The organism is Corynebacterium sp. MSK044 (genome assembly GCF_030232825.1).
In the GTDB taxonomy this organism is placed as follows: Bacteria; Actinomycetota; Actinomycetes; order Mycobacteriales; family Mycobacteriaceae; genus Corynebacterium.
The window spans coordinates 1-20617 of the sequence record NZ_JASPJJ010000005.1 but is presented as its reverse complement, the minus strand read 5'-3'; the positions used below and the strand labels follow the sequence as shown (position 1 = coordinate 20617).

Annotated in this window: 18 protein-coding genes; 11 read left to right on the top strand and 7 right to left on the bottom strand. The window is 60.2% G+C overall.

What is annotated here, in order from left to right; all coding sequences use genetic code 11:
* Positions 1–225: 225 nt before the first annotated feature.
* Together QP994_RS04470 and QP994_RS04465 are read left to right on the top strand one after the other, a co-directional pair.
* Entirely contained in the window at positions 226–927 is a 702-nt protein-coding gene (locus QP994_RS04470) for a M23 family metallopeptidase (RefSeq protein ID WP_502870005.1), read from the top strand.
* A 282-nt stretch (positions 928–1209) separates the two neighbouring features.
* Positions 1210–1890: a M23 family metallopeptidase gene (locus tag QP994_RS04465; RefSeq protein ID WP_284865526.1), complete on the top strand. Its 681-nt coding sequence runs from the start codon at positions 1210–1212 to the stop codon at positions 1888–1890.
* 9 nt (positions 1891–1899) lie between these two features.
* On the opposite strand, the gene pcrA is transcribed toward QP994_RS04465, so the two are convergent.
* Complete coding sequence (pcrA, locus tag QP994_RS04460; RefSeq protein ID WP_284865525.1) at positions 1900–4227, bottom strand: DNA helicase PcrA; 2328 nt, start codon at positions 4225–4227, stop codon at positions 1900–1902.
* Between the two features lie 81 nt (positions 4228–4308).
* Here pcrA and QP994_RS04455 point away from each other — a divergent pair, with 81 nt between their 5' ends.
* Positions 4309–4617, top strand: coding sequence for a chorismate mutase (locus QP994_RS04455; protein WP_284865524.1), 309 nt, complete (start codon positions 4309–4311; stop codon positions 4615–4617).
* 6 nt (positions 4618–4623) lie between these two features.
* On the opposite strand, the gene QP994_RS04450 is transcribed toward QP994_RS04455, so the two are convergent.
* Positions 4624–4944: an antibiotic biosynthesis monooxygenase family protein gene (locus QP994_RS04450; RefSeq protein ID WP_284855314.1), complete on the bottom strand. Its 321-nt coding sequence runs from the start codon at positions 4942–4944 to the stop codon at positions 4624–4626.
* Between the two features lie 79 nt (positions 4945–5023).
* Here QP994_RS04450 and pgi point away from each other — a divergent pair, with 79 nt between their 5' ends.
* Genes pgi through QP994_RS04435 form a run of 3 tightly spaced genes read left to right on the top strand, consistent with a single transcriptional unit; the run spans position 5024 to position 8869 of the window.
* Positions 5024–6688 (top strand): glucose-6-phosphate isomerase, encoded by a 1665-nt coding sequence (pgi, locus tag QP994_RS04445; RefSeq protein ID WP_284865523.1) that lies wholly within the window; start codon positions 5024–5026, stop codon positions 6686–6688.
* 57 nt (positions 6689–6745) lie between these two features.
* Positions 6746–8233 carry a glutamate-cysteine ligase family protein gene (locus tag QP994_RS04440; protein ID WP_284865522.1) on the top strand — a complete coding sequence of 496 codons (1488 nt, stop codon included), beginning with the start codon at positions 6746–6748 and terminating at the stop codon, positions 8231–8233.
* 15 nt (positions 8234–8248) lie between these two features.
* Complete coding sequence (locus tag QP994_RS04435; protein WP_284855311.1) at positions 8249–8869, top strand: DedA family protein; 621 nt, start codon at positions 8249–8251, stop codon at positions 8867–8869.
* Between the two features lie 102 nt (positions 8870–8971).
* Here QP994_RS04435 and QP994_RS04430 read toward each other — a convergent pair whose 3' ends face one another.
* The 5 genes from QP994_RS04430 to QP994_RS04410 form a co-directional block, all read right to left on the bottom strand.
* The gene (locus tag QP994_RS04430) at positions 8972–9802 is read right to left on the bottom strand and encodes a DNA-formamidopyrimidine glycosylase family protein (protein ID WP_284865521.1); all 831 of its coding nucleotides are present in this window, start codon (positions 9800–9802) and stop codon (positions 8972–8974) included.
* Entirely contained in the window at positions 9795–10214 is a 420-nt protein-coding gene (locus QP994_RS04425) for a type II toxin-antitoxin system VapC family toxin (RefSeq protein ID WP_350309332.1), read from the bottom strand. The genes QP994_RS04430 and QP994_RS04425 overlap by 8 nt, the downstream gene beginning before the upstream one ends.
* Positions 10214–10456: a type II toxin-antitoxin system Phd/YefM family antitoxin gene (locus tag QP994_RS04420; RefSeq protein ID WP_284855309.1), complete on the bottom strand. Its 243-nt coding sequence runs from the start codon at positions 10454–10456 to the stop codon at positions 10214–10216. Before QP994_RS04420 ends, QP994_RS04425 begins: the two co-directional genes overlap by 1 nt.
* 57 nt (positions 10457–10513) lie before the next feature.
* Entirely contained in the window at positions 10514–15208 is a 4695-nt protein-coding gene (locus QP994_RS04415; RefSeq protein WP_284865520.1) for an ATP-dependent helicase, read from the bottom strand.
* A gap of 109 nt (positions 15209–15317) precedes the next feature.
* Positions 15318–16775, bottom strand: a complete 1458-nt coding sequence (locus QP994_RS04410) for an ATP-binding protein (protein ID WP_284865519.1) — start codon at positions 16773–16775, stop codon at positions 15318–15320.
* A gap of 355 nt (positions 16776–17130) precedes the next feature.
* On the opposite strand from QP994_RS04410, the gene QP994_RS04405 reads away from it, so the two are divergent.
* From QP994_RS04405 to QP994_RS04385, 5 genes are all read left to right on the top strand, one after another.
* A complete protein-coding gene (locus QP994_RS04405; protein ID WP_284855307.1) occupies positions 17131–17904 on the top strand; it encodes a 3'(2'),5'-bisphosphate nucleotidase CysQ in 774 nt (257 codons plus the stop codon).
* Entirely contained in the window at positions 17901–18707 is an 807-nt protein-coding gene (locus tag QP994_RS04400) for a thymidylate synthase (RefSeq protein WP_284865518.1), read from the top strand. The genes QP994_RS04405 and QP994_RS04400 overlap by 4 nt, the downstream gene beginning before the upstream one ends.
* Before the next feature lies 1 nt (position 18708).
* On the top strand, positions 18709–19218 hold the full coding sequence (locus tag QP994_RS04395) for a dihydrofolate reductase (RefSeq protein WP_284865517.1): 510 nt from the start codon (positions 18709–18711) through the stop codon (positions 19216–19218).
* A gap of 5 nt (positions 19219–19223) precedes the next feature.
* On the top strand, positions 19224–19511 hold the full coding sequence (locus QP994_RS04390) for a glutaredoxin domain-containing protein (protein ID WP_284865516.1): 288 nt from the start codon (positions 19224–19226) through the stop codon (positions 19509–19511).
* Positions 19512–19694: 183 nt separating this feature from the next.
* Positions 19695–20617, top strand: a 923-nt coding sequence (locus tag QP994_RS04385; RefSeq protein WP_284865515.1) for a Fic family protein, incomplete at its 3' end; no start/stop codon positions are given.

The window sequence follows — 20617 nt, the reverse complement described above, 5'->3', positions numbered from 1 at the left end:
ATGTGAACTGGCGTGAATTCATGCCGGTCACAGCTTTGGGACGGGGTCATGTAACGAAAATAATAAATTATCAATAAGAGCTTGCTTAACGTTCCGGCGGTGACTATCGTTACGGCGAGTAGATAACAACTAGGTTACGATTACGGAACGAACCGTTTATGTTGTGGGGAAACACTCCGCTGTCAAACCCCCGTGACCGAAAGACGATCTGACGAGGTTTTTGAGTTGAACTCTTCGCGCGCAAACCGCACTGGCGGCAAGCACCGTAAGCAGAGCCCCAACAAGGGACGCATTGCAATGGTGGCCCTGACCACAGGCGCAGTCACCACCGGTGGCGCAGCCGTCGCAAGCGCTGCCAACACTAACAGCCCGGCGGCCGTGGGGAACCCCAACGCAAACATCCCCAACATCGACCCAGCGTCTGTCCCGCAGATCCTGGCCATCAGCGAGTACAAGCCAGTGGACAACCTGGCCGAGCAGCTTGGCCGGGCCGTTGAATACAACAAGGAGCGCATCGCCGCCGACCTGGCTGCCCGCGCACCCCTCGTAGTCAAGCCTGCTGAAGGCGCTTACACCTCCGGCTTCGGCCCACGCTGGGGCTCCTTCCACAAGGGCATCGATATTGCCAACGCCGTTGGCACCCCGATCCTCGCTGCCGCCGATGGCGTTGTCATCGATGCTGGCCCGGCTGGCGGCTACGGCAACTGGGTCCGCATCCGCCACGAAGACGGCACCATCACCCTCTACGGCCACATGGAGACCATCGAGTGCTCCGTCGGCCAGACCGTCCGCGCCGGCCAGCGCATCGCCGGCATGGGCTCCCGTGGCTGGTCCACCGGCTCCCACCTCCACTTCGAGGTCCACCCAGCTGGTGGCGATGCAATCGACCCGGCACCATGGCTCGCCGCGCGAGGCATCAGCCTCTAAAACCTCTAAAGCCGCACAGACTCTCATCCTCCTCCCGCTTCCGGGACGGAGGATTTTCTTTTTCACCCCCTGTTTTTACCCCCGTGAGACTTTGTCACATCAGTAACATTTACAACATTGGCCACTCTGTTACCCAGCGGTTTTGCCGGAAACATTCGCACGCGCGATCTAATTTCGCACGTCAACTGTCATAAATAGCCATTGATCAAGGGAGAGCACACGGATAGCATGTTCCGAGTTGAAAACTTTCACATGTTTCCCTCAATCTCTTAAAAGGACGACATGAAAAAACGACTGATCGCCGGCGCTATGGCTCTGGCCATTCCGCTCGCGGCTCTGCCCGCCAATGCCTTCACTGTCTCCGTCAACGGCCAAGCCGTTGATGGCCTGGCCCCTGCCCTGCCGGACCTTGGCAAGGCTCTGGATGACATCTTCACCAAGGGCGCCACGTTCTCCGCTGCCGGCTACAGCATCGTGTACGACCCGCGCATTCTGCCGCAGTACAACGAAGCGGAAGCCACCCCTGGTGTGTCCACCAATACGGTGACCCCGCAGACTGGTGTCGCCCCGTCTGGCCAAACCGTCGTGATGCCCACTGAGGGGCGCTTCACGTCCGGCTTCGGCCCCCGTTGGGGTTCCGTCCACCGCGGTATCGACATTGCCAACAGCATTGGCACCCCCATCAAGGCAGTCATGGACGGCACCGTGATCAACGCTGGTCCTGCCCAGGGCTTTGGCAAGTGGGTGCGCCTGCGCCACGATGATGGCTCCATCAGCGTGTACGGCCACGTGCATTCCTTCAACGTGAGCGTGGGTGAGCGCGTGACTGCCGGTCAGCAGATTGCCCAGATGGGTAATGAGGGCCGTTCTACCGGACCGCACCTGCATTTTGAGATCCTGCCGGATGGCCAAACGCAGGTGGACCCCGTGCCGTGGTTCGCGGAGCGCGGTATCACCATCTAGAGCAGTGTCTTAGAGCTTCTCCATCGGCACACCGCCGATGAGCATGAGACGCACGGTTCCGCTGGAACCAAAGTCGATGGTGACGGTCTCCCTGGCTCCTGATCCATCAACGCTCATGACCGTGCCCAACCCGTACTTAGCGTGGTTGACGCGGTCCCCCTTAGCCAGATCCAAATTCTTGTTGACCTTCATGCGGCTACCGCCGCTGCGGGTCCGCATGGGTTTGCGTGGTGTTGTCGGTGTGCCCCAGGCATCCGAGAATCCACTGTCGAAGGAGCGCTCCGGCTCCACCCGACGCCAGTCGATGAGGTCCTCCGGGACCTCTGCGAGGAAGCGACTGGCGGGGTTGGTTACCGGACTGCCCCAGGACGAACGCAGCATCGCCCGCGTGAGGTAAAGATTCCGCCTCGCGCGGGTGATTCCTACATATGCCAAACGGCGTTCTTCGGCCAGCTCTGCCGGATCCCCCAAAGAACGCAGGTGCGGGAACTGCCCGTCTTCCCAACCAGTGACAAAGACAATGGGGAATTCCAAGCCCTTCGCAGTGTGCAGGGTCATCATGGTGACCACGCCCTGGCCTTCATCCGGAATCTGGTCCGCATCAGCCACCAGGGACACACGTTCCAAGAAAGCCTGCAGTGAACCCGGCGCGGGCTCCCCTTCCGCCACATCAGCTGGTTCATCGCCCGGCATCGCCGCATATGCCATTTGGTTGGCAGCATCCGAGGAAAATTCGCGCGCCACCGAGACCAATTCGTTGAGGTTGTCTAGGCGCGCGCCATCCTGTGGATCATTGGACGCTTCCAGTTCTGCCTTGTATCCGGTGACATCCAGAATTCGTGCCACCAGTCCGCCGAGGTCCGGCATGCCAGTGACCTCATTGAGCAGTTCTGGGATCTCAGCGATGAGCCCGTCGATCATCTCCACGAATCCACCGATGGCATTCGCGGTGCGGGATGCCACGCCAGGTACCTCTCCGGATGCGACGTCATGCAGTGCACGGCCGAAGCTGATTCCCTGGTTTTCTGCATGCAGCGCCACCATCGCCTGGGCTTTGTCCCCGATACCGCGCTTAGGCACGTTGATAATGCGCCGCATACTCACGTCATCATCGATATTCTCCAGCACGCGCAGGTACGCGATGACGTCACGGATCTCGCGGCGCTCGTAGAAGCGCGTGCCGCCCACGACCTTGTAGGGAATCCCAGCGCGAATGAAAATGTCCTCCAAAGCGCGCGAGGAATTGTTCGTCCGGTACATCACCGCGATGTCGGAGTACTGCGCACCGCGATCGGTCAGCGAATCAATCTCACTAGCGACGAACCGCGCCTCATCATGCTCATTATCCGCAACGTAGCCAATGATCTTCTCCCCCTCCCCTAGGTCCGTCCATAGTTTCTTAGGGCGCCGGCCAACGTTCTGAGAGATCACAGCATTAGCAGCGGCGAGGATGTTCTGGGTCGAGCGATAATTCTGCTCCAGCAGAATCGTGGTGGCATTGGGGTAATCCCGCTCAAATTCCTCGATGTTCCGAATCGTCGCACCGCGGAAGGCATAAATGGATTGATCCGAATCGCCCACGACCGCGAGTTCCGGCGCCTGGGGCCCATCCCCCACCAGCGTGTGGATGAGCTCGTACTGCGCGTGGTTGGTGTCCTGGTACTCATCAACCAGCACGTGGCGGAAGCGCCTGCGGTAATACTCAAGCACCGGTGGGTGCTGCTTGAACAGCGCGACGACCTCCCCAATCAAATCATCAAAATCCACCGCATTCGCCCCGCGGAGACGCCGCTGGTACTCCAAGTACACAGCAGCCACGGTCACCTCAAACGGATTCCTCGTGGTCGTGGCTTTTGCTCGTGCTTCCTCGGGGCCGATGAGCTCATTCTTGAGATTCGAAATCGCATTAGCCAGTGCACGGGGAGAGAACTTCTTCAGATCCAGGTTCATCTCTTTAGCGATCATGCCCAGCAACCGGCGCGAATCATCACTGTCATAAATAGTGAAGTTACTGTTCAAACCAGGAACAAGCTGCGCCTGCTGGCGGAGAATGCGCACGCACACGGAGTGGAACGTGGCCACCCACATCCGCTCCGCCTGCGGGCCAATCAAACTCACAACACGGTCCCGCATCTCAGCGGCAGCTTTATTGGTGAATGTGATGGCCAGGATCTCCCACGGTGCCACACCGCGTTCCTGCAAAAGATAAGCAATTCGCCGCGTGAGAACGGCAGTCTTGCCCGAGCCTGCACCGGCCACGATGAGCAGCGGCGAGCCAGAATGTTCCACCGCAGCTTTCTGCTGCGGGTTCAGCCCCAAAGTTAAGTCAGTTCCCATGATGGCTACCACCGTACTAGGCAGGTGCGACACTGCCCTCCCTGCGCTAGTTCTTGCAGGCACATGGCACAATAGAAGGCTATGAGCGCTAAGGGCGAGGAGCAGTTTGAGATCAGGTACCCGTCGGGCACGGATGACCCGTTGTCGGACGCGGAGATTCAACAGTACCGGCAGGAAATTGACCGGCTGGACCGTGTAATCCTTGATGCAGTGAAGCGTCGCTCCGAGATCTCCCAAGCCATCGGCAAAACCCGCATGGGCTCAGGCGGCACCCGCTTGGTGCACACCCGTGAAGTAGCCATCATCAACCAGTTCCGGGATGAACTGGGAGAACAAGGACCAAACCTCGCCGCAATCCTGCTCAGACTGGGACGAGGCAAGTTAGGATAGAGACCCTTAGTCCCGTTCGAGTGAGTCCAGGACAACTTCAAATTCAAGCAGCTCTGCACCGGTAGCTACCGGCTTGCGGGGCTGCTCTCCTTCTTTGTTGGCGTGTGCGGCCTGGCCTTCGCCGGCCCACCATGCGTCGTAGGATTCCTGGTCGGCCCAGCGGGTGACTACGAAGTAGCGGTCTTCCCCCTTCACTGGGCGCAACAGCTGGAAACCTTCGAAGCCAGGTTGGCTGTCAATAGCGTGCTTGCGTGCCTGGAAGCGTTCCTCGAGTTTCTCGCCAGCACCTTCGGGGACAGTGATTGCGTTAATTTTGACAATGCTCATGGCCCCATTATGACCCAAAATTTCACTAATCTGGAGGGGCACATTCTTTTCGCCGATGATCAGCTCCCAAGGACACGCTATGACTGATTCCTCCGCCACCACACCTTCCCGCGATATCACCCGAACACAGGCATGGAAGAGCCTGCAGAAGCTCCACGCCGAGAAGCAGGCAATGACTCTTCGTGAGCTGTTTGACCGGGATGCGCAGCGCGCACAGAAGTACACCTTTGACGCCGCAGGCCTCCACGTGGATCTATCCAAGAACCTGGTGGATGAGGACATCCTTGATGCACTCGTGGCCCTGGCAGAAGAGGCGAACTTGAAACACGCAACGGAGCAGATGTTCCGGGGTGCTCACATCAACAGCACTGAGGACCGCGCAGTGCTTCACACGGCATTGCGTTTGCCTGCAGAGGAGAACCTTGTCGTGGATGGACAGGATGTCGCCGCCGATGTCCACGGGGTTCTCGGCCGCATGCGGGATTTCGCCTCCAAGCTGCGTTCCGGCGCATGGCTCGGGCATACGGGCCACACCATCAAGAAGGTGGTCAACATTGGTATCGGTGGTTCAGACTTGGGCCCTGCGATGGCGGCCAAGGCGCTGCGCACCTATGCCACCGCAGGCATTACGGCGGAGTTCGTTTCCAATGTTGATCCGGCGGACATGGTGAGTGTTCTTGATCACGCCGATCCGGGCGAGACGCTGTTCATCGTCGCTTCCAAGACCTTCACCACCCAGGAAACCCTTTCCAATGCCCATGCCGCCAAGCGCTGGCTATTGGAGCAGTTTGATGGGGATGAATCGGCCATCGCTAAGCACTTCGTCGCTGTGTCCACGAATGCGGAGAAGGTCGCGGAATTCGGCATTGATACGGAGAACATGTTCCCATTCTGGGATTGGGTCGGTGGCCGTTATTCCGTCGATTCCGCGATCGGCCTGAGCCTCATGGCCGTCATCGGGCCCCTCGATTTCATGCGTTTCCTCGAAGGCTTCCACGCGATGGATGAGCACTTCCGCACCACCGATATCCGCGAGAACATCCCAGCTCTCATGGGCCTGTTGAACATCTGGTACCGCAATTTCCACGGCGCCGCCACACACGCAGTGCTCCCCTACTCGCAGGACCTCTCGCGCTTCCCCGCGTACCTGCAGCAGCTCACCATGGAATCCAACGGCAAATCAGTGCTTATCGACGGCTCACCGGTCCCCACCGCCACCGGCGAGGTCTTCTGGGGCGAACCAGGAACCAACGGCCAGCACGCTTTCTTCCAGCTCATGCACCAAGGCACCTCCATGATCCCCGCGGACTTCATCGGGTTTGCCCGACCGAAGGAAGACCTGCCCACCGCTACGGGTGAAGGCTCCATGCACGACCTGCTCATGGGCAACTTCTTTGCGCAGACCAAGGTGCTGGCGTTTGGGAAGACGGTGGAAGAGGTAGAAGCGGGAGGCGTCGATAAGCAATTGGCCCCACATAAGGTGATGCCTGGCAATCGACCGACAACGACGATCCTCGCGGACGAGCTCACGCCGCATGTGTTGGGCGCGCTCATCGCGCTGTATGAGCACATCACGTTCACGCAGGGCGTGATCTGGGGCATCAACTCCTTCGACCAATGGGGCGTGGAACTGGGCAAAGCCCAGGCCAATGAGCTGGCAGCGGCCGTGTCCGGTGAGGAAACACCCAACAGCGGGGACTCCTCCACCGATGACCTGATCACCTGGTACCGCAACCACGCGTGAATCAAAACCGCTGGGCAAAAACAACTTTTTGACCAGCGACGGATAGGCTAAACCAGCATGGGCGATGCCGTTTCACGTGATACCTACACCCCCAAGCAGCGGACGCGATACCGCCAGCTGCTGCTCGATGACCTGGAAAGCTTTGACCGCCACCTCCAGGAAGCCGAATTCGTCGACCACGGAACGATTGGGCTAGAGCTTGAGCTCAATCTCGTGGGCGACGATATGGCTCCCATTGGTTGCAATGAGGCCGTGCTTGAGGATCTGTCCGACGAGTACCAATCCGAAGTCGGCCGCTACAACGTGGAGCTCAACCACCCGCCACTCGCGCTCACGGGGGACGGGCTACGGCAACTGCATGAGGGGCTGGATGCGCGGCTCGCGGCCGTGAATTCAGCGGCGCAGAAGGCCGGCGCGCAGGTCGCGATGATTGGCACGCTGCCCACCGTCACCACCGACTACCTACAAAGCGACGAGTGGATGACCCCCGAAAACCGCTACGCCGCACTGTCCAACATGGTGCTGGAAGCGCGCGGTGAGCTCGTGCATATCGACGTCTCCCGGCAAGAACGCTACCGCGCCACCTTCGACGACATCGCCACGGAATCCACTTGCACCTCCATGCAGCTGCACCTTCAGGTTGCGCCGGACCGTTTCCGCGACGCGTGGAATGCCTCCCAAGCAATCGCCGGCGTGCAAGTAGCGCTGGGCGCGAACTCTCCCCTGTTCATGGGGCACCGCACGTGGCACGAATCGCGTATCCCGGTGTTCAAACAGTCCATTGATACCCGCACCGCCGTCCTGGTCAACCAAGGCGTGCGCCCACGCGTGTGGTTCGGTGAACGGTGGATCACCAGCGTCTTCGACCTTTTCGAGGAAAACGTGCGGTACTTTTCACCACTCATCCCCGAATCGCGCACCGCCGCCGGCAACCCCATCATGGACGGCAACAGTCCCGCCCTGCACTACCTCAACCTGCATAACGGAACCGTGTGGCGCTGGAACCGGCCGATTTATGATCCCTCGCTGGAACTGTCCCACATGCGCGTGGAAAACCGCCTGCTGCCCGCCGGACCCACCACCGCCGACATCATCGCCGACGCCGCCTTTTACTACGGCCTGGTCAAATTCCTTGGCGAGCAAACCCGCCCCGTCTGGTCCCGCCTCACCTTCGAGGACGCCCGCGCGAACTTCTATGACGGCGCCCGCGACGGCATCGGCGCCACCATGGTGTGGCCAACCCTGGGACGCATCGATGTCTCCAATCTCGTGCTCAACCACCTCCTCGACCAAGCCCACGAAGGCTTGCGAATGCTCAAGGTCGATGAGGACCTCAACGAGAAATACCTGGGCATCATCGAAGGTCGCGCCTGGAACCGCCAGAACGGCGCCACTTGGCAGCTGGATGTTCTAGACAAACTCGGCGCTGGGACCAGACCTGACACGCCTGAGCGTCAGTCAGCTCTGGCACAGATGCTTGCCCTCTACCTCGAAAATCAGAAGTCAGGCACGCCGGTTCATTCATGGTCCACTGACGTCCAGTAAGGCAGACTATCCCTCATGTCTGCCATCATCGATTGGATTGTCGGCCTCATGGATACGCTCGGCGCCCCCGGCGTCGGCATTGCCATCCTGCTTGAGAACCTCTTCCCACCCATCCCCTCCGAAGTTGTCCTGCCCCTCGGCGGATTCACCGTCGCCCAGGGCTCGCTGAGCTTCGGCGCGGTGTTCATCTGGGCCACCATCGGGTCAGTGGTGGGCGCCTACATTTTGTACGGCGTGGGCGCATGGTTGGGCGCGGAACGCCTGCGCGCCATCGCCGACTGGATGTGGCTGGTCAAGGCCTCTGACGTGGACAAGTCCCTCGAATGGTTCGACCGCCACGGCCGCCCATCCATTCTGTTTGGCCGCCTGATCCCTGGCATCCGCTCACTCATTTCCATCCCCGCCGGCCTGGACCGCATGAATCTGCTCACCTTCGGCCTGTGGACCACCCTTGGTTCCGCCGTGTGGAACTTCATCCTCATTTACCTGGGCTTCACGCTCGGCGACAACTGGGAAGCCGTGACCACCTACATCGACCAGTACTCCAAGGTCGTCTATGTTCTACTGATCCTGGTGATGCTCGGCTTCCTCGTGTACTTCATTAGGCGCGACGTGAAGGAAAAGCAGGCGGGGTAGTTAACCTTTGCTTTCGGGTGAAGGATTTGAACACCCACCTGGGTTAGATTTTGCACGACCTGGGGTTTTGCGTGCGGCCGGGGCCGTTTAGCCCCAAATCCTTCACCCACCCCAGGTATCAGGGACCGGCTGACACATCGGACACCACCAGATCACGCGCTCCAAGTCCCCTTGCCCGCCAAGGAACCCCTGTTCAATCAACGTGGTGCACCGGCGACAGGGCTTGTTGTTCCGGCCGAACACGTAGCTGGTCTCACCAGCGCGCTTCACCCCGGTGGTTACACGTTTGACCTCGTCTTTGTTGGCCCACATGAGGCGCCGGGCAATACGCAGAAGTTCGATCACGCCGTCTTCACCGACCTCCGCCACGGTGCGCGCCGGGTGCACCCCGCCGAGGAAACAGATCTCGGCGCGGTACTCATTGCCAATCCCCGCCACCCGCTGTTGGTCCAGCAGACTGCGTCCGATTTCATGTGACGGATCAACAAGAATCCGGCGGGCGGCCTCGTCCATATCAAAGTTCGCGGCCAAGAGGTCCGGCCCAAGGTAGCCCATCTCAAGATCAAAGGAGCGGGCGGGGAACACATCAACCAAGCCCAGAGAATGGCCAACGAGCTCGATGTCCCCGCCTCTATCAAAGAGCTGCAGCACCACACGTGCGGTGTGCCCGGGCTTGGACCAGCGCGCCCCGGCACGATGAACCGACCAGGAGCCCTCCATTTTCAGGTGGGTATGCAGGATCTGCGGCTCGTGGCCATCCGCACCGAACTGTATGAACAGGTGCTTGCCGTAGGGCCAGACGCGCTCCACGGTCATGCCGGAGAAGTCGACGGTGGCAAAGCGCGGAACGCGTAGTGAGCACCGCGTGACCTCACGGTCCGTCATGAACTGGAGCCGCTTTGACAGCTGATACACCGAATCGCCTTCAGGCATGCGACTCCTTGAACGGGTTGAGGACAGGAACCCCCAGCCTCCGAAAGTCCTTTTCATTCCGAGTGACAACGGTTAAACCATGAGTTGAAGCCGTCGCAGCAATAAGAGCGTCTCTTTCTGGCGCGGGATCTGGGACATGGTTGAAAACGCATCGCCGAGCAACCTCAAGGTCGATGGGGAGTATTCGCCCCTGAAAGGCTTCGAGCACTGCTCCATCTAGCCAGCGCTGAAGCCGGTGGGCTCGCTCCGCATCGCGACGTTCGAGCCGACGAACGCCAATCTCGATTTCCATTACCGTAATGACAGACAAATACAATGCAGATTCATCGTGTTTCCTGACCCAGTGCAGAACACCTTCATTGGGCTGGGATTTTTGAAATTCACTGATGATATTTGTGTCAAGAAGGTACATCAGAATTCAACCGGCCGTAGACCAAGACCGACATTCTCAAAATCCGTGTCAACCGGGCCATCAATGAGCAGTTTTTCCACGATGCTTTCGGGCGAACGAGTCAGTTTCTTATATTCAGCGTAGGACATAAGCACGTGGGATGGTGCACCACGGTCAGTGATGATGACGGGATTCTCAAGCGCTTCCCGCTTCGCTCTGCTGAGCTCCTGGTTGAACTCTCGTGCGGACATCGTCTGTGCCATCACGCACCCCCTTCTAGTAGCAACGTAACTACACCGTACGTCCAGTTAATGGGACAGTCAACGGTCAAGCTCCTCGAGCGCTTCCGTAATGCTCCTCCCCCGTCGCTTGGGTGCCGCGGTAGCTCGCCCGCCGATTTTCGCGCCGCGCGGGGAGGCAGCAGCACCATAATTCTTCAGCTTGAACGCTGCTTCGCCATTAAGCTTTTCGACGTTCACCGCCCCCATCCTGCCCTCCCCCACCACATCCGTCAGAGCCCTCACAACCATGGTGAGCAGTTCATCTTCGGTGCCGGTACCGTCGGGGAAGCCGTCGAAGAAGGTGGTCATGGTTTTGCCGCCGCGGGTGAGGTGGGCGGCGAGGAGGCCGTCGATAAGCACGACGAGCGCTCCGGCTGAGCGCGTGGGACCGGTTTCGGGCCATGGAAGTGCAGCGCCGTAGGGGTTGGCGGGGTCAGTGGCCGCCAGCACGTAGACCTTGGGTTCTTTCGTGCCGGAGGGCCAGCCGACGAGGTCGTCGGAGTCCTGGTGGCCTCGCAACCGGTCGATGGTGGCGGGGGTGGAGAACTGCGCTGCACCGAGCCCCTCGACGAGGTAGCCGCGCATGGCCTTTCCGGCTTCTTCGAATCCGGAAAGAGATTTATAGGCAAGGGCAAATCCGCCAACAACGTCTTCGGCGACGATGCTGCCGCGGGTGACCACGCCGTAGCGGTCCAGCCAGGCCTCGCCATGCGCGAGAGAGCGCTGCGTGGGGTCGGTATCTGGGGCTGGGGTGGCGGCCCACCGGCCGATCATGTCCGGTGGGGTGACCGTGGCAAAGCTCGTGCGTCCAGAGCGGATACGGCTGCGGGACGGCCGGCGCTTCGCGCGGTGGGCGGTTTTGCCGTGTTTACCGCCAGCTAGGCGTGCACGGATCGGGGCGAAAGAATCCGGTGCGATGAGTCCGGCTTCAACGAGGTCCCAGAGGGATTCACGGAGTTCTTCGGCAGTGGTCATGGCCTCGCTGGCGGGACCAAGCAAGTCCGTGAAGAGGTAGCCGCCGCCGACGTTGAGCTTCTCCATCACCTGCTGCTGAGTGAGGCTGAGAAGAGGTTCTTCCGGCACGGGCATAAGCTGCGCTGCGTAGTCGGCGGGCAGCAGCATGATCCACGGGTCGCGCGCACCGGCTTTGCCCGCGCCGACGATCTGGACTTCACCCGACAAGGTGAGCTCGTCGAGCATTTCCGGGGAATAGTCACCAACCCGACTGGGCAAGATCATGGACTCCCACGCGCTGGCGGGCAGACGCACACCGGCGAGCTGCTCGATGACGCTGTACACGCCGTCCGGCCCGCGGAGAGGAGGCCGAACACCAACTGGTGCGACGTTGAGCCACGCCGGTATGAAGCGCCCCAACGCGGACTGGGACACGGGGCGGGTCTGCGCGCGGGCAGCCGCGAGGGAGCGGGAGCGCACGATGCGCAGGACTTCCGCACCCATGTATTCCTGCTCATCAACGCCCTGGCGGTAACGCCCCTCAATGACCTTGCCCTCTCCTACGAGGTGCTTCAGCGCCTCGTAGGAGGAACCGACCGACAGACCAAAATCAGAAGCAAGATCACGCAGCGTGAACGGTCCGCGGGTTTGCACCCAGCGGCTGACCAGCTGGCTCAGCGCATCAGGAATGGTGGCCACTTGGGCGGGAATGCCGGGTGGGACGGGGACGCCGAGGCCGTCGCGAAGCAAAGGCGCATCGAGTGCTTGGGCCAGGTGCTCGCGGCCGCCGATGCGCACGGCCATCATGCGTTTGCCCAGGCTATCTTGGAGTGCCACGCGCGGGACGGAGGTATATTGCGCGAGCTCATCCACCGGGACCGGCCCCACGATGCGCAGCGTGTCCGCGAACTGTTCGGAGGTGTCAGCCGTGCCCAGACGGCGGAGGGAGTGGTCGACTTCTTGGATCACGGTGGCGTCGAGAAGCTCGCGCAACTCGACTGTGCCCAGCAATTTTGCAAGTAACGACGGATCGAGCGCCAGCGCCGCAGCACGCTTCTCGGCGAGCGGAGTGTCGCCTTCGTACATGAATGCGCCGGTGTAATTGAACAGCAGGCTTGAAGCGAACGGGCTCGGCTGATCCGTGGTCACCTCCGCCACACGCAGGCGACGAGTGGACAGGTTACGCATAACGTCTTGCAGCGCAGGCAGATCGTAGACGTCCTGGAGACACTCGCGGACAGTCTCCAAGATGATGGGAAAAGAGGGGTAGTTCCGGGCGACGTCCAGAAGCTGCTCCGCGCGTTGACGCTGCTGCCACAGTGGCGCGCGCTTGCCCGGGTTGCGGCGCGGAAGGAGAAGTGCGCGGGCGGCACACTCACGGAAACGCGACGCGAAGAGCGCGGAATTGCCTACCTGTTCGGTGACGATGTCCGCGATCTCATCCGCTTCAAATGCAAATATCGACGCATCCGGTTCCCTCTCCCCCTGCGGCAACCGCAACACAATCCCGTCATCCCCCGCGACTGCCTGGGCGTCCATGCCGGTTTCCTGGGCCACGCGCCACCCAGTGGCCAGTGCCCACGCGGCGTTGACCCCTTTACCGAACGGCGTGTGCAGCACCACGCGCCAATCACCCAGCTCGTCCGTGAAGCGTTCAAGGACCAGCGTCTTCTCATCCGGCACGATGCCGGTGGCCTCTTCCTGCTCGTCGAGGTACTTGAGCAGGTTGTCGTGGGCGTACTCGTCGAGGCTCGCGTCGATGATGGTGGGATCGCTTTTCGCTTCCCTGCGGAATGCGCCAAGCGCCAGACCGAGTTCGTATGGCCTGCCCAGCGCGTCGCCCGTCCAGAACGGCAGGCGACCCGTGTGGCCCGGCGCGGGGCTAACCTGCACTTGGTCGCGGGTGATGTTCTCAATCCGCCAACTCGATGCGCCGAGGGTGAACACGTCACCGACGCGGGACTCGTAGACCATCTCCTCGTCGAGTTCACCGACTCTTCTTGGGGCTGCTCCCTTTTCCTCGTTTCCAACGAGGAAAACGCCGAACATGCCCCTGTCCGGGATGGTGCCGGCGTTGGTCACGGCGACGCGCTGCGCGCCGGGGCGGGCTTTGAGGGTGGTGCCGTCGAGGATTGCGCGGGGACGCAGTTCCGCGAAGTCAGTGGAGGGGTAAATGCCGATGACCAGGTCGATGACCGCGTCGAAGACTTCGCGGGCGAGATTACGGTAGGGCCAGGCGCGGGTAACGGTTTCGTACCAATCATCCAGCTCCAGGTCTTCCACCGCGACGGCCGCGACAGTTTGCTGGGCAAGCACATCCAGTGGACTCTTCGGGGTGTGCAGCTCCTCGATGAGCCCCTGCCGCATACGGGGAACAGTCACTGCTGTTTGCACTAGGTCAGAGCGGTGCTTGGGATAAAACGAGCCTTCGGAAACTGCACCCACTGAGTGCCCGGCGCGTCCCACGCGCTGTAGGCCGGATGCCACCGATGGTGGGGATTCCACCTGCACGACTAGGTCCACCGCACCCATATCGATGCCCAGCTCCAGCGAGCTGGTGGACACCACCGCTTTAAGCGTGCCCTCCTTCAGCGCGGTCTCCGTGGTCTTGCGCTCCTCTTTGGACACGGAGCCGTGGTGCGCCCGCGCAATAACGGGCGTGGCTTTGCCAGCAACGTCTGCTGCTTTCATGAGCTGCGCCGGCGGTCGCCTTGTTTGCGGGCTGAGAGCCTCCGGGTCGTGCTCCGCCGCCCAGATCTCATTGAGCCGGCTGGTTAAGCGCTCTGCGGTACGGCGGGAGTTCACAAACACAATCGTCGACTGATGCGCCATGACCTCCCGGTACAGCTGTGCCTCAATGTGTGGCCAGATCGAGGACTGCCCTGGGGTGGGTGGTGGGGCGTCGAGGTCCAAGTCAACGCTGATAACCGCTCCCCCGATCGGCGAGCCCTCTTCCGGCACGGGCAGGTCGCTCATGTCAGGGACGGGCACGTGCACGTCAAGCTGCCACTTCTTCTCCGCGGGCGGGTTCACAATCGTGGTGCGCTCGCCCAAGAAATTCGCCACCGCGTCGAGCGGTCTCACTGTTGCGGATAGGCCAATGCGTTGGAAGTTTCCTGCCTGTCTGCGGAGCCTCTCCAGGGACAGCGCCAAATGCACACCACGCTTCGTTCCCGCGAGCGCGTGGATTTCATCAACAATGACGGTGTCCACAGTCTTCAGAATTCCCGCCGCCTTGCTGGTGAGCATGAGGTAGAGGCTCTCCGGCGTGGTGATGAGAATGTCCGGCGGCTTACGCGTCTGCCGGTTGCGTTCCGCCTGCGGGGTATCGCCGGAGCGCACCGCCACCGAAACATCCGGCATGTCCAACCCCATGCGTTGTGCCACACGGGCAATTCCGGTGAGTGGCGCGCGTAGGTTGTTCTCCACGTCGACGCCCAGGGCTTTCAGCGGGGAGATGTACAGAACTTTGACGCCAGCGCGCGTCCCTTGAGTGCTGCGCTGGAGAGCCACATTGTCGTCGAAATGCAGTGCTTGCTGCCCGGCGCGATTCACCATCGAATTGAGCGACCACAAAAACGCCGCGAGTGTCTTACCGGAACCGGTCGGGGCAACGACGAGGGTGTTCTCCCCCTCCGAGATCGATTGCCACGCCTGCTCCTGCACTGGGGTCGGCGCGGCGAACACTTCCTCGAACCACGTTGCCACCTGCGGGTGGAAGCGGTCGAGCACGCGACCAGAATCCCCGCTCACGGAGTGGTTGGAAGGGTTGTCAGACACGTGTTCACCTTAACCGGGAAGAACATAACACCTAACTTCCCACTACATAACACTTGTGGGATGTTATGTGGGAAGTTAAGTGTTATGTTGCTCCCACCAGCACATTCCATCAGGTAGTGAGCCGGTAACGCTGGCGCGGCGAACGAGCTGGCTCCGTTGGCTCCACCGTTCCGTCGGCCACGAGTTGGTTGATCGCTTTCTGCACCGCTGTCCGGCTGAGCCCCGTTGCATTGACCAGTTCAGTGGTAGACCATGATTCACGCTCAGTGAACAGCTTGGCCACTTGGTCCATCGCGGTTCCATGACGTTCGGTTGGCGCCACTCGCCTCTTCCGGAAGGTGACGGTGAAATCAGTCAATCGATCCGTGAAAATCGGTGGTGGCATCAAAGCTTCCTCAAGTGCACGGTTGATCGTCGCAATTCCGGAGCCTCGGTTTTCGGCGACTGGGCCACCACCGTCGAAGGTCAAGTCTTCCAGGAAAGACGACAGTCGGCGATTCCGCGAAGAACTAATGCCTGCTTCACCGAGATTTTCTACCGTGACACCGCCGTAGAGTCCGCCTGGGTTTGTGATTTCCAACCGGTCCACAAACATATTGATCTGAACCTGGCTCCCTAGTGAACTCGGTGAATAATCACGGTGCATCAACGCATTCACCAGCGCCTCCCTGACAGCCACGAGTGGATATTCAGGCAAATCGGTGCGGTACACCTCCCCAATCACGCTGGCTGTGCGCATGTTTTTCTGAACAATCGCAACACCGGATTCGACGAGCTCAGGAATAGTCCCAACCAGTGTCGCACTATCAAGCAGCCTCTCCCCGACCGTGACATCACCTTTACCCGTTCCCGGAAACAGCCCGAAAGTGACCGTCAGGCGAGGAAAGAACTCTTGGGGGTAATCCCCCATCGTCACAAGCGCAGCCAATGTCGGGTGCTCACCCTTCATTACCCGCAGACGACGCAAAGCCTGGTCTTCCCCATCCGCAAAAGTCTTCGGCCGGCGTGCTTTCTGAACAGCCAGATAATCGCCTAAAGCTGCCTCTTCCAGATCGGCACGGCCAGCTTCCTCCACCGGCCCTTCATCCCAGCGTGGCTGTACTTCTTCTTCGAGAAGTCGATCAACTTCATACTTAGTCAGCCGGCGTTCACCGTCACCGGTACGAGTGAAAGAACCGTTGTATCGGCCCTGTTCAGTGATGTAGCACGGTTTATCTTCACGGTTGAGTGGAGGCACTTCAACCACAAGCACGAAAGACCCTTCATGTTTGTGGATCTCAAGAACCGGCCGTACCGCCGGAGTGAGTTCTTCACAGCGAGATGCCAGAGCATCGCGAGCTTTCGACGCATCAAACCCCTCAACTGGCGTGAACCCATCCTCTTCACTCAAGCCGATGAGCAGGATGCCACCGTCACCATTGGAAAAAGCGCTGAGAGTTTCGCGGATGTTCTTTCCCACTCCGCTCTTGACTTCGACTGCCTGCCCCTCGGCACCAATGATCTTGAGCTCGGCAATAAGGTCATCAAGCTCGTCATCCGTCATTGCTCTGCCCTCCCCTTTTCTCATGGTGGTCACCTGTTTCAGTCCAACATAACACCTAACTTCCCACTACATAACACTTGTGGGATGTTATGTGGGAAGTTAAGTGTTATGTTCCCGCCTCGCTCCACCCCCCCACAACGCAAACCCCAATAAACGTTTTCAAATAAGCCAGGTGGCGCCACCGCAAGAAATTGCTGACGGCCCCTTCCACTCGATTCATTGCACTTCATTCATTGCAGTTGATTCATTGCACTTTGCAGGGCAGCGGCTCAGCCGAGGCTAACCAGCAAGCACTCAGACGAAGCAAGCCACCCAGAGAACGCGTCACCGCGCCCCCACACAACTACGGCATACCCCGAGAAGCGGTAAGGTCTAGGCCATGACGGCAACGTATTCGGACTCACGGTTGACCAATCTCATTGCTCAAGGAACAGGCGAGATCCTGAAGGGAATTCGTGGCGTCGGCCTGCTGCGGGGCCGGGAGCTCGGTGAGGCGGGCGATGACTTGGCTCAGAACTGGATCGCTCGCGTGCTGGAGCAGCACCGCCCGGAGGATGGCTTCCTATCGGAGGAAGCGGTGGATGACCTGTCGCGCTTGGACTGCACCCGAGTGTGGATCGTGGATCCGCTGGACGGCACGAAGGAATTCGCCACTGGTCGGCAAGACTGGGCAGTGCACATTGCGCTGGTAGAAGACGGCGTCCCGATCCATGCGGCGGTGGGCCTGCCGGATCTGGGCGTGGTGTTTAAGTCCTCCGACGTGCGCCACGTGTCGGGCCCGCTGTCCCGGAAGATCGCCCTGTCCCACAACCGTCCGCCGGCGGTGGCTAAGTACGTGGCCGAGAAAATGGGATTCGAGGCCGCCGGCATCGGTTCGGCGGGCGCGAAGGCGATGCACGTTCTGCTCGGTGACTACGACGCATACATCCACGCGGGTGGGCAGTATGAGTGGGATCAGGCGGCGCCGGTGGGCGTCGCTAAGGCAGCTGGCCTTCACGCGACAAGGCTGGATGGCTCGGAAGTACGCTTCAACAATAAAGACACGTATATTCCTGATTTGTTGATCTGCCGCCCGGAAATCGCCGACGAAATTTTGGAACATGCTGCCACCTACAAGGAAGAGCACGGCAGCTACGAGGGAATTGTAAAGTGACAGAGACGATTAACACCCCCTACGAGGACCTGCTGCGGGAGATTCTAGAAACCGGCACCCCGAAGAGCGACCGGACCGGCACGGGCACGATCAGCCTGTTTGGCAAGCAGCTGCGCTACAACCTGGCCGAGTCCTACCCCCTGCTGACCACCAAGAAGGTGTACTTCAAGGGCGTTGTCGGCGAGCTGCTGTGGTTCCTCAAGGGTGACTCGAATGTGCGCTGGCTGCAGGAAAACAGCATCCGCATCTGGAACGAGTGGGCGGACGAGAACGGCGAACTCGGCCCGGTCTACGGCGTGCAGTGGCGCTCTTGGCCCACACCCGATGGCCAGCACATCGATCAGATTCAGAATGCCCTTGACCTTCTCACCCAGGACCCGGAGTCCCGTCGCAACCTCGTCTCCGCGTGGAACGTGGCGGAGCTGGACAAGATGGCACTCATGCCCTGCCACCTGCTGTTCCAGCTCTACGTCGCCGACGGCAAGCTGTCCATGCAGGTCTACCAGCGCTCCGCGGATATGTTCCTCGGCGTGCCGTTCAACATTGCGTCCTACGCGCTGCTGACCCACATGTTCGCCCAGCAGGCGGGCCTGGAGGTCGGCGAGCTCATCTGGACCGGCGGCGACTGCCACATCTACAACGACCATATTGAGCAGGTCAAAGAGCAGCTGACCCGCGAGCCCCGCCCGTACCCGCAGCTGGAGTTGACCAAGGCGGAGTCCATCTTCGACTACGACTTCGAAGACATCTCGGTCACGGGCTACGACCCGCACCCGACGATCACCGCGAAGGTCTCGGTCTAGCATGCTCGGCGCAATCTGGGCGCAAAGCCTCGACGGTGTCATCGGCGATGGCAAAGACATGCCGTGGCGTCTGCCGGAGGACCTCAAACACTTCAAGGAAACCACGCTGGGCAGCCCCGTCATCATGGGCCGTCGCACGTGGGAGTCGCTGCCGTTCAGGCCACTGCCAGGCCGCCCGAATCACGTCGTCTCCTCGCGCGAGCCTGGCGAATGGTCCGACGGCGCATTCGTCTCCCGCGACCTTCCCGACCTGCAGGTCGACGCATGGATCATGGGCGGGGCACAACTCTACGAAGCCACGCTCGACGAGGTTGACATCATTGAGCGCACGCTTATCGACGTCTCCCTCCCCCACCTCCCCACCCCCGTCCACGCCCCACGCATCCCGGCGGAATTTGAGCTGGTCCACGAAACCGAATGGTTCACCTCTGAGCGCGGCCACGTGACTTTCAATGGCACTGACTTTTCACCACTGCGCTACCGCTTCCAACGTTTTGAACGAAAGGCTTAACCCCCGTGGCTAACACCCCTGAAACCCCTGAGACCACCGCACCCGTCACCGTCTTCGCCACGTCTTGGTGCCCGTACTGCACCGGCCTCATCGCGGATCTGCGCCGCGCAAAGCTCCCCGAAGGCGCAGTGGAGATCGTCGACGTCGAAGCACCTGGCGTGGACGCTGACGAGTGGATCAAGTCCGTCAACGACGGCAACCGCATCGTGCCCACCGTCCTCTACTCCGACGGCACCCACGCCACCAACCCGCCGGCCGGTGACGTGCTAGCCAAACTCGCCGATCTGAGCTAGTAGACCTGAGCTTGAACCACTGCAATTTACAGCGCGCGATCGAACCACCTGGGAATATCGCGCCATGACCCACTACAAGCAGCTAAAATAGGTCTTTCATAGCCACCAAAACGGTGAAAAATAGCTCAAGAGCAGCACGAGCTGCGACTTTCCTCGCCGTCGACACTCACGTGGGACTTCAATGTGGGCGATTACCCCCTGTTTGTTGTTCATACAAACGATGTTGTGGAAGCGCTTGAACGAGTATGGGACAACGAGTCACGCATCGCTCCCAAATGGACATCGCTCCCAGACGTAGCCAAAAGCCACTATCTCAACGGCCTCCTCATTGAAGAAATCAAGGCCACAAACAGCATCGAAGGTATCCACTCGACACAACAGGAAATCGCAGAAGCGCTCAAAGAACCGCGGACCACCGCCCACAAACGTTTCCGCGAAATGGCAGCCCTCTACTCCTCACTGCTCTTTCCTCGCGACAAGGAGCCGGTCTTCCCTCAAACGCCTCAAGCGCTTCGATCGCTTTACGACGAGCTTCTGACCAACGAGATTGCCAATCCCGACAAACCCGATGGTCAACTATTCCGTGCGCATTCGGTGTCGATTCACGACGGCCAGAAACAGATTCACACCGCTCCGGCGAACGAGGACGAGATTGTGGCAAGAATCAAAACTTTTCTTGCTGCGCAGACGTCGGATAGCCACCGTCTAGTAAACGCCCTGATGGGGCACTTCATGTTCGAATACACTCACCCGTTCTACGACGGCAACGGGCGCATCGGCCGCTTCCTGTTGGCCTTTGCCTTGATCGATGCCCTGTCCGCCCCGACAGCGATATCGATGTCTCACCAATTCTCACAGCAACGCAACAAATACTACAAAGCATTCGAGCAGGTAGAAGCCCCTCTCAACCGAGGTGAGGGTACTTTCTTCCTGATGAGCATGCTCAATATCCTGACTGATGCCCAACGACAACTAGATGAGTCTTTGTCGGAGAAGCTGAGATCACTCTCGTCCCTGCGTGAGAAGGTATGTCAGATGCGGGTTTTTGGTACCGGTGTTCCGGAGACCCGGTACTGCCGTGTTCCGGGTAGTTGGTACCGGGGCCG